The sequence below is a fragment of the Chondromyces crocatus genome (assembly GCF_001189295.1).
Classification (GTDB): Bacteria; Myxococcota_A; Polyangia; order Polyangiales; family Polyangiaceae; genus Chondromyces; species Chondromyces crocatus.
On record NZ_CP012159.1, the window covers coordinates 8,958,437 to 8,973,146 of the forward strand.

11 protein-coding genes are annotated in these 14,710 nt (G+C 71.0%); 1 reads left to right on the top strand and 10 read right to left on the bottom strand.

Annotated elements, in window-relative coordinates:
• Positions 1-6: 6 nt before the first annotated feature.
• From CMC5_RS32310 to CMC5_RS32320, 3 genes are read right to left on the bottom strand one after another with little or no spacing between them, the layout of a single operon-like run.
• The gene (locus CMC5_RS32310) at positions 7-867 is read right to left on the bottom strand and encodes a hypothetical protein (protein ID WP_050434009.1); all 861 of its coding nucleotides are present in this window, start codon (positions 865-867) and stop codon (positions 7-9) included.
• The gene (locus tag CMC5_RS32315) at positions 854-1,519 is read right to left on the bottom strand and encodes an RNA polymerase sigma factor (protein ID WP_156339023.1); all 666 of its coding nucleotides are present in this window, start codon (positions 1,517-1,519) and stop codon (positions 854-856) included. Before CMC5_RS32315 ends, CMC5_RS32310 begins: the two co-directional genes overlap by 14 nt.
• Positions 1,520-1,549: 30 nt before the next feature.
• Positions 1,550-2,590 (bottom strand): bile acid:sodium symporter family protein, encoded by a 1,041-nt coding sequence (locus CMC5_RS32320; RefSeq protein ID WP_050434012.1) that lies wholly within the window; start codon positions 2,588-2,590, stop codon positions 1,550-1,552.
• A 347-nt stretch (positions 2,591-2,937) separates the two neighbouring features.
• Between CMC5_RS32320 and CMC5_RS32325 the strand changes: the two genes are divergently transcribed.
• Positions 2,938-4,479, top strand: coding sequence for a hypothetical protein (locus tag CMC5_RS32325; protein ID WP_156339024.1), 1,542 nt, complete (start codon positions 2,938-2,940; stop codon positions 4,477-4,479).
• Here the strand turns inward: CMC5_RS32325 and CMC5_RS32330 are convergent.
• From CMC5_RS32330 to CMC5_RS32360, 7 genes are all read right to left on the bottom strand, one after another.
• Complete coding sequence (locus tag CMC5_RS32330) at positions 4,451-7,561, bottom strand: efflux RND transporter permease subunit (protein WP_050434014.1); 3,111 nt, start codon at positions 7,559-7,561, stop codon at positions 4,451-4,453. The two genes, CMC5_RS32325 and CMC5_RS32330, sit on opposite strands and share 29 nt — an antisense overlap.
• Positions 7,561-8,955 carry an efflux RND transporter periplasmic adaptor subunit gene (locus tag CMC5_RS32335; RefSeq protein WP_082362986.1) on the bottom strand — a complete coding sequence of 465 codons (1,395 nt, stop codon included), beginning with the start codon at positions 8,953-8,955 and terminating at the stop codon, positions 7,561-7,563. The genes CMC5_RS32330 and CMC5_RS32335 overlap by 1 nt, the downstream gene beginning before the upstream one ends.
• A gap of 1 nt (position 8,956) precedes the next feature.
• Positions 8,957-9,301: a hypothetical protein gene (locus CMC5_RS43445; RefSeq protein ID WP_082362987.1), complete on the bottom strand. Its 345-nt coding sequence runs from the start codon at positions 9,299-9,301 to the stop codon at positions 8,957-8,959.
• 317 nt (positions 9,302-9,618) lie between these two features.
• Complete coding sequence (locus CMC5_RS32345) at positions 9,619-10,038, bottom strand: hypothetical protein (protein WP_156339025.1); 420 nt, start codon at positions 10,036-10,038, stop codon at positions 9,619-9,621.
• A gap of 58 nt (positions 10,039-10,096) precedes the next feature.
• Complete coding sequence (locus CMC5_RS32350) at positions 10,097-11,533, bottom strand: alpha/beta hydrolase family protein (protein ID WP_050434017.1); 1,437 nt, start codon at positions 11,531-11,533, stop codon at positions 10,097-10,099.
• 291 nt (positions 11,534-11,824) lie between these two features.
• On the bottom strand, positions 11,825-12,205 hold the full coding sequence (locus CMC5_RS32355; protein WP_050434018.1) for a nuclear transport factor 2 family protein: 381 nt from the start codon (positions 12,203-12,205) through the stop codon (positions 11,825-11,827).
• A gap of 515 nt (positions 12,206-12,720) precedes the next feature.
• Positions 12,721-14,484, bottom strand: coding sequence for a serine/threonine-protein kinase (locus CMC5_RS32360; protein WP_050434019.1), 1,764 nt, complete (start codon positions 14,482-14,484; stop codon positions 12,721-12,723).
• Between the last annotated feature and the right edge of the window lie 226 nt (positions 14,485-14,710).

A 14,710-nucleotide genomic window follows, 5' to 3' on the forward strand; every position in this document is an offset into this window, starting at 1 on the left:
CACGCCTCACGGTGCTTGCCGGCCTCCGTCGTCGAGACGCAGGCGCACGCGCAGCACCCGGAAGGGAGCGTGCGCTCTCTGGTCCTCCTCACGCTCCGCGCGCAGGGCGGCCGCCGCATCTTCTGGCAGCTTCCCCTCCGCGCCCACCACGAGAAGCACCGTGATCTCTCCAGCAGGAAGGTCGGGGAAGAGCGCTTCCCGCGTGCCCGCGATGCGCACGGCGCCCTCGGGAGAGATCTCCACCGGAGGCTCCCACCGACGCACCTCCGACAGCGAAGCCGCACCACGGGTCGCCAGGAAGGCGCGCACCGCCACGGACTCATGGGCTGGCTCCGCTGGCCGGAGGAGCAACTCGAGGCGAGAACCCGAGCCGAGCTGAGGGGGCTCCTCGCCTGGGGCTCGCGGCGCGCTGCGTGTGCTTTGCTCCCCCCCGACCACCGTCAGCTCGTACAGGGGGACGCCTGCCGTCGTGCCGAAGCGACCCAGCCCCCACACCGCAGCCACGGCCGCAGCGAGGGACGCGGCCATGACCCAGGTCATGAGCGAGCGTCGCCTCCCCTGAAGCCGCACCACGCGGGCGCTGTCTGGCCCCTCTTCCTTCGATGCTTCCGGGGCATCGACGCCCGTCGAATGCGTGAGCGCGGCCAGGGCACGCTCGACGGTCGCCGCGCGCACGTCCTCCCCGAGCGGGGCGAACGCCTTCAGAGCCTCCTGCGCCTCCGGGTCCTGTCGCGCGAGCGCTTCCAGGGCTTCCCGGTCCTCCTCGGACAGGCGGTCGGCGGCGAGCTCGTCCCAGCGAGGATCGACGAGCGGATCGTCCTCGCGGGCGGCGCGGCTCAGCGCCCGCAGCAGCTCATCGTCCTTCACGGGCCTTCTCCACGGGTTTACGCGACGGCGTGCCGCCGTCTGACAGGATTTCCTCTCCCAGGGCGCGCGCGAGCCGGGTGAGACGACTGCGCCAGGCGTAGACGGCGTCCGGCGACATGTCCGCGAGGGCGCAGACGTCCTCCACGGTCCGCTCCTCGACGAGGAGCCAGGTGAACATCTGGAGTCCCTGCTCGCTGAGGCGCTCCTTCATCGCCCGCACCAGGGCCGTGAGCGCCTCGCGGGAGGCAACGCGCGCCTCGAGCGCGCCGCCGTCGCCCTCCCCTCCCCCTTGCTCGAGGTCCGCACACGCGGTGGCCTCCTCGGTGAACGGGCTGCGGCGACGGCTGCGCAGCACGGTCACGGCTTCACGCTCGGCGAGCAGACCCACGTAGTTGAGCAGCGACAGGCCGCGCGCGGGGTCCCACTGGAGCAGGACGGCACCACCCCCGGCGAACAGCCGCTCGAAGACGTGCTGGGTCAGGTCCTCGACCTCCTGCCGGACGTCGCGCCCGCGGACGCCACGGCCAGCGCGCAGGAGCACCCGCGCCACGCGCGCCTGGATGACCGGCGTCAGCGCGTCCACCAGCGCGCGCACCGTGGGGCGATCTCCCGCGGTCGCGCGGCGGACTAATTCGGGCGTGATGACGGACACCAGGATGACCTCGGCGGAGCGCGGCGGATGCTAGCCAGGCGTCCCCTCTCTCGCCACCCTCTCCGCGTCCTCCGACGACGGCTTCTCGGCGTAGCGGCGCGCGAGCACCGCGCACACCATGAGCTGGATCTGGTGGAAGAGCATCAGGGGCACGATCATCACGCCCACCGTCGCGGCCGGGAAGAGCACGCCGGCCATGGGGACGCCCGATGCAAGGCTCTTCTTGGAGCCGCAGAATACGATGGCAATCTCGTCCTCGCGCGAGAACCCGAGGGCCCGCGCGCCCCAGGTGGTGACCGCGAGCGCCAGCGCAAGGATCAGCCCGGACACGGCGAGGACGACCGCGAGATCGAAGCCAGAGACTTTCTGCCACAGCCCCTCGACGACCGCCTCGCTGAACGCCGTGTACACGACGAGGAGGATCGAGCCGCGGTCGACGAGCGAGAGCACGCTCTTGTGGCGATCGACGAAGGCGCCAATCACCGGCCGCAGGAGATGGCCAAGCACGAACGGCGCGAGGAGCTGGAGCAGGATGGAGCGGATGGCGCCGAGCGAGACACCTGCCCCCTGCGCGCCGAGCAAGGCCCCCGTGAGGACGGGGGTGATGAAGATGCCGAGCACGTTGGAGATCGAGGCGCTGCACACCGCCGCCGGGACGTTGCCGCCCGCCATGGAGGTGAAGGCAATCGAGGACTGCACCGTGGAAGGCAGGAGGCAGAGAAAGAGGAAGCCACTCGCGAGCTCTGGCCCGAGCAAGGAGGAAGGGAGAAGGCCCGTCAGCAGGCCCAGGGCGGGAAAGAGGACGAACGTCGACGCGAACACCAGGAGGTGGAGTCGGTAATGCGCGAGGCCCGAGAGGATGGCTTCGCGAGAGAGCTTCGCTCCGTGCAGGAAAAACAAGAGGACGATGGCGAGATCCGTCAGCAGCGAGAAGCCCCGCGCGACCTCACCGCGGCACGGCAGGAGCGTAGCCAGGGTGACGGTCCCGAGCAGCGCCAGGGTGAAGTTGTCCGGCAGGAGGCGTCGCCACGCGCTGCGCAACGGAGAACGCACCGGCGTGGGTGCGGTCATGCGCACTCTCCAGGGTGGGTGGGTCGTCGACGAGGAGGTCGCTGCACCAGGCGCAGGATATACCGCGCATGACGCGGGTGAGGTAGTTGGCGAGGATACCGGTGAGGGTGCTCCTCCGCATGCTTTCACCACGCCCGGTCCTCTTTCTCTTCGAGGAAGCGGCACGAGCGACGGCAGCGGCACAATCCGCTGGCAGACGCAGGAGCGGTCCCGGCTGGCGAAGGCGCTGGCGTCATCGCTCGGTTGCTGACTAAAACGGCGTCACGATGGCCCTCTGGACCGACGGCAACGTGTTTGTGGTCGCGACAGGCTGGGGAGTCGCGCGATGCATCGACGGAGAGGCGAGCGTGTACCGCTTCTCTCTGTCGGGCCTCCGCCGCGACCAGGATCCCCCCTTCCTCTCTTCCTTCGTCATGCTCGACGCTCAGGGCCAGCGCGCGCTCCTGCGTCGGAACCGGGACACCCCGCTGATCTGGACCGACGGCGAAGGGGGCGGGGCGGTCGCTCCGTGCGAAGCCAAGGGCGTCGTGGATTTCGCGGCGGCCCCCGGAGGACCTCTCGTGGCGCTGACGGCCGAGGAGGCCCCAGGCAAGCGCTCCCGCATGCTGCTGCGCGCTGCCCAGCTCGAAGGAGATCGGCTGGTGCTCGGGGAGGAGGTGCGCATCACGGAGGCGCCGCGGCTGGAGTGGACGTCGGCGGCGCCGCGTCAAGGCGGCGGCTGGCCCGAGGACTGGAGCGAGGACGAGCAGGAGACCGACATGCCTCCCTTCGACCCGCTGGCGCTGAATGCGCAGAGCATCGGAGAGTGGGGGCCCTGGTGGCGCGGCGGGGTGCGGCTGTCGGCGAACCGCTTCGGGATCGGGGTCAGCACGACCTACAGCGGGATCGTGGCGGTGCTCGATCCGAAGACGCTTCAGCCGAGGCTCACGGCGCGGGTGCCGATCGATCGGGAGCATCTCGAGGTGTTCGTGCTGCCGGTGCCGAGCGGGGCGCTGATCACGCTGGTTGCGAACCTCCGGCACACGGAGTTCATCTTCGTGGACGAGGCGGGGACGGTGCGCGCCATCCGGCATCAGTTCGGCGAGGAGCTGGCGTGGGGCTCCGAGTCGCCAGGCTTCGCGTGGGACGAGGAGACGGCGCTGGTCAGCCAGACGCACAGCGACGATCACATCCAGGCGCTGACGCTGCCCGCCCTGAGCGCGCGGCGCTTCTCCAGGGAGCCCGGGTTTCTGATCGATGGCGGCTCCACGCCGGATGGGTCGGTGCACCTGCTCGCGCGCACCGATCGCCACTACCGGCGCCCGCACAACTGGCGGCTGGAGCGGTGGGAGCGCAAGGACGGGCGGTTCGTGGCCAGCGAGGTCGAGATGCCCGACTTCCGCCGCTCGTCCGCGCCGCCGACGCCACCGGCGCTGCCGCGCGTCGATGGGACGCCAGCGATCGGCGTGGCCGGAGATCACAGTACGCGGTGGTGCGCGAGGATCGGCGCGACGACCACGCTGCGCTTGCAGGTGAACAACCATGGAGGGGTGGCCAACGGGCTGTGGGTCGAGCTCGGTGGTGCGGCGATCGTCGAGCGGTACGTGACGGTGGAGGCCGTGGCCCTGGAGGACGGGACGACGTCCACGCCCTGCGTGCTCCGGGGAAGCGTGGCGCGGGCCGAGCTGCCCGAGGTCACGCTGGAGGCCGGGTTCGCCGTCCCTGCCAGAGCGCCCTACGGTGAGCCGATGCCGCTGCAGCCTTCGCTCACGCTGCTCCTCCGGGTCCGCGCGGAGCGGCTGGGCCAGGCATTGATGACGGTGCGGATCGGCCCGCGCGGGGGCGTGTCGACCACCGGCTCCGGGATGGTGGGCCGGTCGTTCATGATCGTGGAACAAGAGGACGAGTGACCGGCGGCCCCGCGCGGTGCGCGCGGGGGCGTCGAGCCCCGAGCCGGTCGTAGAGCACGGGCAGCACCAGGAGCGTCAGCAGGGTCGAGGAGAGGACGCCACCGATGACCACGGTGGCGAGGGGTCGCTGCACCTCGGCGCCGATGCCGGTGCTGAGGGCCATGGGGAGGAAGCCGAGGCTGGCGACCAGCGCGGTCATCAGCACGGGGCGGAGGCGTTGCTCCGCGGCGAGCGGGATCGCTTCCTCCCGGGGCACGCCACGCGCGAGGAGACGTCGGATCGTGGAGACGAGCACCATGTCGCCCAGCACGCTCACCCCGGCGAGCGCGATGAAGCCGACGCCCGCCGCGACGCTGAACGGGAGGCCGCGGATCCAGAGCGCAGCCACGCCGCCCACCGCCGCGAAGGGAACTCCGGAGAAGACGCGGAGCGCCTCCAGCGCGCTCCCGTACGTGGCGTAGAGCAGCGCGAACACGAGGGCGAGCGCGAGAGGAACCACGAGGAAGAGCCGCTGCTGCGCCCGCTCCAGGTGCTCGAACTGGCCCCCGAAGCGGACATAGTAGCCTTCGGGCAGGTCGACCGAGCGCTCGATCGCCGCCCGCGCCTCCTCGACGAAGCCGGCGACGTCACGTCCCCGCGTGTTCGCCTGGACGACGACGCGGCGCTTGCCCCACTCGCGTTGCAGGGTGGCCGGGGCCTCGACCTGGGTGATCCGGGCGAGGCGCGCCAGGGGGATGCTGTCGCCACCCGGGGAGCTGACGAGGATGCGGGCGACACTCTCGGGGTCGCTCCGGTAGCGATCGGCGAGACGCACGGTGATGGGGAAGCGCCGCTCGCCTTCCTGGAGTACACCGACCTGCCGCGTGCCGAGGGCCTCGACGACGTCGAGCACGTCGCGCGCGGCGATGCCATGCCGGGCGATGGCAGCACGATCGACCTGGATCTGGAGGACGGGCTGGCCCGTGAGCTGCTCGGTGGTCACGTCCGCGGCGCCAGGGAGGGTCCGGAGAAGGCGGTCGATCTCGCGGGTTTTCGCGTCGAGCACCTCCAGATCATCGCCGAAGACCTTCACGCCGACGTCGGCGCGGATGCCGGCGGTCATCTCGTTGACGCGCATCTCGATGGGCTGGGTGAAGACCATGCGCATCCCCGGCAAGGGGGAGAGCACCTCTTGCATCGCCTTCACCAGCGCTTCCTGCGTCGTGGCGCGGCGCCAGCTTTCGCGCGGGGTGAGGGTGACGAAGACGTCCGAAACCTCGAGGCCCATGGGATCGGTGGCGACCTCGGGCGTGCCGGTCCGCGTCCACACCCGCTCGATCTCGTCGGGGAAGGCGGTGAGGAGGGTGCGCTCGATCGCGCTGCCGTAACGGATCGACTCGTCGGCCGAGACCCCGGCGAGGCGGATGGTGTTGATCACGAGGGCCCCCTCGCCGAGGCGGGGGACGAACTCGGCGCCGAGGCGTATCGCGAGGCCAGCGCCCGCGGCGATGGTGAGGAGGGCGCCGCCGAGCACCAGCACGCGGTGCCGGAGCGCGGTGGCGAGGACGGGGCGGTAGGCGCGCTTCAGGAGACGTACGAGCAAGGTCTCGTGCTCCCCGGTCCGGCGCGAGAGGACGAGGCTCGCGAGCGCCGGCATGAGCGTCACGGAGAGCACCATCGAGCCCAGCAGCGCGAAGACGACGGTCAGCGCCATGGGCCGGAAGAGTTTCCCCTCGATGCCCTCCAGGAAAAGGATCGGGAGGTAGACGACGAGGAGGATCAGCTCTCCGAACAGGGTCGGCTTGCGGACCTCCAGGGCGGCGTCCCGCACGATGTCGAGCGTGCTGCGCTCGTCGTCGGCCTCGCCGAGGCGCCGGGCCGCGTTCTCGACCAGGATGACCGAGCTGTCGACGACGAGGCCGAAGTCGAGGGCGCCCAGGCTCATGAGGCTGCCGGCGATGCCCGCCTGGAGCATGAGGCTGAAGGCGAAGAGCAAGGACAGGGGGATGGCGGCGGCCACGATGAGCCCTGCGCGCACGTTACCCAGGAACGCGAAGAGCACCGCCACGACGAGCAGTGCGCCTTCGAGCAGGTTGCGGCGCACGGTCACCAGCACGTCGTCGACGAGGTGGGTGCGATCGTAGGCGGTGCGGATCCGGACGCCTTCGGGGAGGGTCTTTTCGATCTCGGCGAGGCGGACCTTGAGGCGGTGGGTGACCTCGCGGCCGTTCTCGCCCATGCGCATGAAGCCGAGGCCGAGCACGACCTCTCCCTGCCCATCGGCGGTCACCCCCGCGCGGCGGATCTCGCGGCCTTCCCGGATCTTCGCGACGTCACGGACGCGGATGGGGACGCCGTCGTCGGTGCGCACCACGATCTCTTCCAGCTCGGCGGGGCGGGTGACGAGGCCGATGCCCTGGATCAAGCTCGACGCGCCCGCCTCGTCGAGGGTGCCGCCGCCGACGTTCGCGTTGTTGCGCTCCAGTGCCTCGATGAGCTCTGCCAGCGTCAGGCTGCGAGCGAGCAGCACCGTCGGGTCGACCACGACCTGGATCTGGCGCTCGTCTCCTCCCCAGGCGTTCACCTCGGCCACGCCACGCACGGCGCGGAGCTGAGGACGGATGATCCAGTCCTGGACCGTGCGCAGTTCGGCGAGGGTCTTGCCCTCCCCTTCGACGGTGTAGTGCAGGACCTCGCCCAGCCCCGTCGCCACCGGGCCGAGCTGGGGGCGCGCGATGCCCGGCGGTAGCTCCACCACCTGGAGGCGCTCCGCGAGGACCTGGCGTGCGAGGTAGATGTCGGTGCCATCGTCGAAGACGACGGTCACCTGGGACAGGCCGAAGCGGGTGAGGGAGCGGACCTCGGCGAGGTGGGGGAGCCCGCCGATCACCTGCTCGATCGGGGCGGTGATCTGGCGCTCGATCTCCAGCGGGGAAAGGGCGGGTGCCACGGTGTTGATCTGCACCTGCACCGGGGTCGTGTCGGGGAAGGCGTCGAGCGGCAACCGCCGGAAGGAGAGGACGCCGGCCACGATCACGCCCACCGACAGCAGGATCACCAGCGCGCGGTGGCGGAGCGAGAAGGTGATGAGGCGGCTCAGCATCAGTCGGCCTCGCAGCAGCCTGCGCCGATGCTCCCTTTGAGGGTCTCCGTCTTGAGGAGGAAGCTGCCCTGGGTGACCACCTCTTCCCCGGCGCGGAGGCCTCGTTTGACCTCGACGCGCTGACCGTCGCTGATCCCGATCTCGACGCGGCGGGTCTCGAACTCGTGCGCGCTCAACCGCACGAAGGCGAGGCGGACGTCCTTCGCACGCTGGATGGCCATGCGCGGTACCAGGACGGCCTGCCGCGCCTCCGCGGTGATGCGGGCCTCGCCGTACATGTTGGCGCGGAGCAGCCCATCCGGGTTCTCCAGCGGCACGCGGGCCCTGGCCGTGCGGGTGTGCGGATCGAGCCAGGGCGCGACGTAGGTGATCGCGCCAGAGAAGGTGCGCCCCGGCAGGCCGTCGAGGGTGAGCTGCACGCGCTGGCCCGCAGCGACGAGCGGCAGGTCGATCTCGGGGACGTCCAGCTCCGCCCACATGGCGGAGGTGTCCACGATCTCGTAGAGGATCTGCTCGGCGCTCACGAGCCGGCCGATGGTGGCGTTGCGCTGGGTGACGACGCCTGCGATGGGCGCCGTGAGCGTGTAGCCCCCGGCGCCACGGCCTGGCGTCCCGAGCACCGACAGGGACGCGGCGAGCGCGGCGCGGGCTCCCTTGGCGTCGTCCAGCTCCTGCCGTGCGGCCAGCACGCTCTTCTGCGAGGCGATGCCGTCCGGGGCCAGGGCGAGCTGGCGCTGGAAGTTCTGCTCGGCGATCGCCACCCGCGCGCGCGCCGTTTCGAGCCGGGCGCGATCGGCCCCGACCTCCGGGCTGTCGATGACGACCAGGGGATCCCCCGCCGCGACCCGGCTGCCGACGTCCGCGGCGAGCGCCCGGACCACGCCCGGCGAGCGGGCGTTGAGGTGGGCGAGCCGGGTCGCGTCGTAGTCGAGGTGGGCGGTGGTCGAGACGCCCCCGGCCCCCTCGCGGAGCTCCGCCTTGACGGTCTCGATCCCGGCAGCGACGACGGTCGCCGCGTCCTTCAGGCGGACCTTCGTGCCATCGGCCGGCGCGCCATCCTGCGCCACGTCGACCACGGGCTTTCCGCCGCGCTCCGGGTGGCAGATCGGGCAGATCGACTCCGGCAGCGCGTGCTCGGCGCACCAGTCCCCCCTGGCCTGGAAGACGGCGGCGAGCCTGGGATTGCACCGGGTACAGAGCGCTTCGAGCACGCCGTGCTCCGCACACATCACGCCCTCGGTGGGCGCCGCGCGGCCTTTCCCGTCGCGTTGCTCGGCAGGCGCGCGCTCGCCCCCCTCCCCCGCCCCGGGCACGAGGCTGCAGGCGGCAGAAGGGAGAAGCCCACCGATCAAGGCGAGGACGAGGCCACGGCGCCTCGATGCGCTCGGTCTCATGTCACGAACCCTTGGGCGGGCGGGTGATGGTCAGGTTCGGGTTGCACTTGAGGCACTGCGACTCGGGCAGGCCATGCTCGGCACACCAGTCCCCGGTCGCCTTGAAGGCGGGGATCAGCTCGGGGTTGCAGCGAGAGCACTGCGATTCGGGGACCCCGTGCTCACCACACCAGTCCTCGTGCGATCCGGGTTTGACTCCCGCGGGCGCGTGGCCCGGTGCCACGGCGACGCTCTGCGCTCCTGACGCAGGAGCGTCCTTCGGGCCGGCCTCCTTCGAGCAAGCGGCGGCGCTGCAAAGGAGGAGGGGAAGAAAGAAAACCAGCTTCGAGAAACGACGAATGCTCATGATCCAGCTCCAGTCGACGAACCATCCCAGTGCCCCAGCGCGACGCAGCCCCGTTCGCCAGCGGGAGGGGTGGAGACCCACTCCGCGCGGGAGAGCCGGACGCGTGACGACAGGGCGATCGCGCCCTGCGCCGCATGGATCGCGACGCATGGCGTGTCCCATGGCGCGCCGTGCTCCAGGCGAGGGCTGCCGGCCGCAAAGCCTCGACGTCCGGCCGCGCAGCCTGCCCTCACGCACGCACGGAGGCGCACGCAGGCCTGACACCGCAGCCGATGGACGGGCAGCGCTCGCCACGAGGGCGCAGCGCACTCACCAGGTCAGGCGTGGGCTCTCGGGACGTGGAGGATCTCGGCGGGCGTCGTCGGAGGCGGACCGCGCTCCGCGCTGCACCAGCGGCAGCTCTCGACGAAGGGGCTCGGCAACACGAACCCCAGGGCCGCGGGCGGGATCGCGCGCAGGGCGCTGCCAGCGCAGGAAGGACCGCAGTCGATCGGGCAAGGGCAACGCGAGTGATCGGCCCCCTGGTCGTCATCGTGCCCGCCGCCTTCCGGGGCGTCCGCGTCTTCCGCGTCGTCGTCGCAGCACGGGTCGTCGTGCCCACTTCTGCCGCCAGAGCAAGGGAAGGCGAAGGCGAGCGTGGACTGGCTGACGAAGACCGCGAGCACGAGCAAGGAGAGGAGCCGGACGATCTGCCGGACCCTCGAGGACCTTCTGCTCCGCTGGCGCCGTCTCGGCACGGAGCGAGCCTACCGCACCCTGCGGTCGTGCCGCCAGACGGAGGACACGAGCCCGCGCTCAGCCTGGCGTGGGGAGCCCCGAGGCGAGGGTCGCGCAGACGTCGGCCGCGGTGGTGCTCGTTCCGTAGACGGTGTTCAGCACCGTCGAGAGCAGCGACGCTCCTGTGCCGTTCGAGCCGTCGGGGCCGAGGTACGCGGCGCGGGGGTGGCAGAGCTTGCGGAGCGGCTCGGTCGCGAACGAGACGTCCCCCCCGGCTTGCTGCTCCGCGCGGAGGACCTGGAGGAACGAGGCGACGGCCTCGGGGGCAGCGATCGTCACTGCTGGCTGATCGTCGCGGGTGAGGGCGAGGGCGATGTCGAGATCGGTGAGCGTGAGGGCGCTGGGGTAGCCGGGCTCGTTCATGAAGGCTCCGTGATCGAAGCCGGCCGTCGTGTAGTCGATGGTTCCCTGACGCGGCCAGTAGAGGCCATGCACCAGCTCCGGGCACGCGGCGACGAGCGCCGGCGTCGCACCGAAGGGGATGAGGACGTCCCACTCGTCGTGCGGGACGAGGACGCGCGTCCCCCCATCGAGCGCGCGCAGGCCTTCGCAGATGGCCGGCTGCTGGTAGCGCGCCCACGCCGCCGGATCCTCGCTCGGCGCTGCGCCGCCCGTGGCCGCGAGGACCCGCCGCAGGTACGTCGAGTAGAACGCCTCGATCCGTGCGGGCTCGGGGTACTCGGCGGGACCACGGACGCGCGCCCAGGTCCAGACGTCGGCGAAATCGCTCGGGGGTGAGAGCGGCGTCACGCTCAGGATCGTGACCCCGGCCGGCGCGCGCGAGGCCCCGAAGAGCGCCATCATGCCGCCCCAGCTCCCACCGAAGCTCGCCATGCGGCGCACATCGACGTCGTCCTTGCGGGAGAGCGCGAAGTGGTATGGCGCGCTGGCGTCGAGGATGTCGTCTTCGAGCGATCCTCCCGCATAGAACCGGCCGTAAGCGTGGACGACGGCGAAGCCGTTCAGCAGGTGGAGCGCAGACGACCGGGCCGCCACCTCGACGGGCTGCGCCTCGTACGCGATCACGTCGTCGCCGTCGTAATCCGGCGCGTCCGCGTCCGGGTGGAGTCCGTTCCCGAGCGCCGCCCAGCGCGCGTCGACCTCCTCGCCCGTCCAGTCGATGCCCGCGTACGGCTGGTTCATCACCACGAGTGGCGCCCCCACCGTCTTCGGATGGATGTAGAGGAGGTACGTGCGGCCCCCGTCCGGCCGGTGGCTGCGAATCAACTCGATCGTCCGCTCCTCTTCGAGCACGGTCTCCGTGCGGGTCTCGATGGTCTCGAACGACCAGCTCTCGGCTCCCCCCTCGCCCGGGGACCCGGGTGGCTGAGGGGTGCGAGGCTCAGCGCAGCCGATGCCGAGCGAGCAGGTGGAGAGCGCGATGGCGGACCACGCCGAGAACGCCGCGGCGGAGAAGGCACGGGCCGAGCCGCGCGAGGACGGTGCTGCAAGCATTGGTGGACTGTAGCGCCGAGAGCGCAGACAGACCTAGACGGCAAGCTCACATCGATCGCGCTTCGATCGTCGAAGCACGACCGCACTGGCAACGATCAGAGCAGATCGATTTCTGTCGATGCCGCATGAGGTGGATCGAGACGACACCTCGAAGGCATCTCTGAAAGCACCCGCTGCTCGATGGCCTGCGATGGCCGGAGCGCCATGGGCGGGTCGAGTCGTCAGGGATCGACGAAAGCAAGGTGAACGAGTCAGCGCGCCCGTGCGGCGCTGGAGCGTCTCCGATCGTCCTCAGGCGGCGCTGCTTGGCGCCCTCGTGACCTGCGGCTCGATGTACGTCTGGAAGCGGCGGATCTTCCCGCCCGCGTGCTCCAGCATGCTCACCCCCTTGCACATCACCTCCGCACCGTCGGACGCCCTCGCCCGGGAGGTCCACTCCAGCGCCGAGGCCCGCTCGCCCTCGACGACACAGCGGAACTCCGAGCGGATGGCCTTGAACGTCCCGCGGTAGGCGGCCCAGAAGCGACGCACGCCGTCCACACCTCGCTCCACGTGCGGCATCGTCAGGTTGCTCAGCTCGGCTTCCGGCGTGAACAGCCGGGCCATGGGCTCGACGTCGCCGGTCTCTTCCACGTGCTCCAGCGCCTCGATGAACTCGAACACCACCGACATCACCACCTCCCCGTGGTCGGAAGAGCAACGTGCGCGCCAGACGAGAGCGTGCAGTCCGCCGCATACTTCGACGCATGTCCGCACGGCGATCCCGACGGTTCCCCGGGGAGATCACACGCCCAGCGCGGCGCGGGATGTCCATGGACGTCGACGCCCGTCGCGTGGGTGTCGTCATCGAGACACTGGACGGCAGCTCACGAAGCGTGGACGGGATGGCGAGGAGGCATCTCCACGTCGCTCCGGTCGGAACACGCGACCGCCGCGCGTCGTTCACACGGCCAGGGCTCACGGCCGCGTGAAGTGGATGCGCGCTCGGCGCCACGCTCGCAGTCACGCACCGGAACGCGCGGCCCCCTCGAACGACCTTCCCTGCCAACCAGAAATGCCACGACGTGCTCGCTGTCCTCTGGCGCTCCGATGCGGTCGGATGGCGAGCGCGCATCGACGACCACGAACAGGAATCATCGCTGTGGCGCCGCGAGCAGAGAGCTGTCGAGGCGTCGACGTTCGCTCGCTCAGAACCCCCACTTCGGGCGGGTCGTGGCCGGCGCTGGCGTGCTCGTCGGTGGCGGCTTGGTTTTGGTGGCGGTCGTCGTGTTCGCTGGAGAAGAGGTCGTTGGCGTGCTCTTTCCGCCCGCCGTCGTGCTGGTCGGCGCGGTCTTCTGCGCGGCTCCGCTCTCCTTGCTGCCGGACTTTTTGTTGTCATCCGACACCTTCTCGGCCAGCTTCCGCTCGTCGGCGTCCTTCTCGGCCTCGGCTGCTGCCTTCTCCGCTTCCGCTCTCTCCCGGGCTTCCTTCTCCGCCGCGGCCTCCGGGCTCACCGTGGGCTCCGCGACGGCTGCCGTCGACACGGGCGCTCCCTCACCCGCTTGTGCCTCCGGCGCACCATCCGAGCGCCCTTCCGACAGCGCGACCGCGGCGATCACCCCGACCAGTCCGATCGCAGCGCCCCCGATGGCGAAGATCGCCTTCCGCTTGCGGGCCTGCTCGGAGGCCAGCGTGGAGAAGGTGGACACGTCGATCGTCCCCCCCGACGCCAGCGTTCCCACGGGGGTGCCCACCGGGATCGGTGCGGCGAGGTTCAGTGGCATCCCGGGCGCTGCGCTTCCAGGAGCCCCCATGCCGGGCATGCTGTGGAACGATCCGCGCGGCGGAGACGCTCCGAACCCCGGACCTCCCACCTGGGCCGCGCCCACCGCGGGATAGGCACCGGAGCCCGGTCTCGGCGCCGACGAGGGCATCTGTGCGCCGTGCGCAGCGCCCTGCGGATACGAGCCGGCTCCCGAGAGGGGACCCGACGGATAGGAGCCCGAGCCCAGCGAGCCCCCCGAAGCCGGCGGCACACCAGGCGCCTGGGCCGGGTAAGCCCCCGAGCCACCAGCGCTCGCGAAGGGGCTCATCTGGACGCCCGCCGTGGTGACCCCGAAGGGTGCGCCGCCAGCGAGCTGCGCGAACGCATCGACCAGCTCGCGGATGTTCTGGAAGCGCTGCTCGCGATCGCGGGTCATGCAGCGTGCGAAGAAGGCGTCGACACCGGGTGGCAGATCCGGGGCGATCTGCGTCGCCTGCGGGACCGGATCGACCAGCACCCGCGCCATGACCGTGCCGAGCACGTCCCCCGGGAACGGCAGCCTCCCCGTCAAGCAGCGGAACAGGATCACGCCCACGGACCAGAGATCGCTCCGCGCGTCGAGATCACGATCGGCACGGAGCTGCTCGGGGCTCATGTAGTGCGGCGAGCCCATCAGCTCGCCGGTGCTCGTGGACTCGGCCACGGAGCGGCCCATGGTGTCCTTGGCGATGCCGAAGTCGAGCACCTTGAGCACCTCCTCGTCGTCGACACGCGCGAGGAAGATGTTGCGGGGCTTGAGATCACGGTGGATGAGGCCCACCTCGTGGGCGCGACGCAGCGCCTTGCCGAGCTGCCCGAGCAGGACGCTCACCTCGTGGATCGGCAGGCGCTTGCGCTGCTCCAGGCGGGTCTGGAGGTCTTCACCGTGGAGCAGCTCCATCGCGATGAAGGGCCCGGCGGCGTCGATGCCGTAGTCGGACACGTGGACCACGTGCGGGGTCTTGAGGCTCGCGGCCACCCGCGCCTCGCGCTCGAACCGCGTCCGGAACGCCGGCGACGAGGCGAACGACGGATCCATGAACTTCAGGGCGACCGCGGAGCCGAGCTGGAGGTGCTCCGCGGCCCACACGGATCCCATCCCGCCTCGCGACACCGGCTGCCCCAGCCGGTACTTTCCCCCCACGATCATCCCGGGCGTGATGCTCATCCGCGCTCCTGCTTGCGGCGAGGAGTCTACCCGACGAAGCGGCCTCGTGGGGCCCCCTTCGCCCCGAGACGCCAGCGATCCGCCGTTTACCGCCCTGGTTGCGCTTCTCCGCTCGCGCCGCCCCGCAGGTCGTTTCAGCTTTCGCCTGCACGTGTCCAGCCGCTTCCTGCGCTCGTCCAGCGAGCCTTCGGGTCGCCCCAGGCGCGTCCAGCGCGCCCCGATCGCC

What these genes read in the sequence shown, in the direction of transcription:
- CMC5_RS32320 (WP_050434012.1), bottom strand. Translation starts at nt 2,590, where the DNA reads ATGACCGCACCCACGCCGGTGCGTTCTCCGTTGCGCAGCGCGTGGCGA.
- CMC5_RS32330 (WP_050434014.1), bottom strand. Translation starts at nt 7,561, where the DNA reads ATGCTGAGCCGCCTCATCACCTTCTCGCTCCGCCACCGCGCGCTGGTG.
- CMC5_RS32335 (WP_082362986.1), bottom strand. Translation starts at nt 8,955, where the DNA reads ATGAGACCGAGCGCATCGAGGCGCCGTGGCCTCGTCCTCGCCTTGATC.
- CMC5_RS43445 (WP_082362987.1), bottom strand. Translation starts at nt 9,301, where the DNA reads ATGAGCATTCGTCGTTTCTCGAAGCTGGTTTTCTTTCTTCCCCTCCTC.
- CMC5_RS32350 (WP_050434017.1), bottom strand. Translation starts at nt 11,533, where the DNA reads ATGCTTGCAGCACCGTCCTCGCGCGGCTCGGCCCGTGCCTTCTCCGCC.
- CMC5_RS32355 (WP_050434018.1), bottom strand. Translation starts at nt 12,205, where the DNA reads ATGTCGGTGGTGTTCGAGTTCATCGAGGCGCTGGAGCACGTGGAAGAG.
- CMC5_RS32360 (WP_050434019.1), bottom strand. Translation starts at nt 14,484, where the DNA reads ATGAGCATCACGCCCGGGATGATCGTGGGGGGAAAGTACCGGCTGGGG.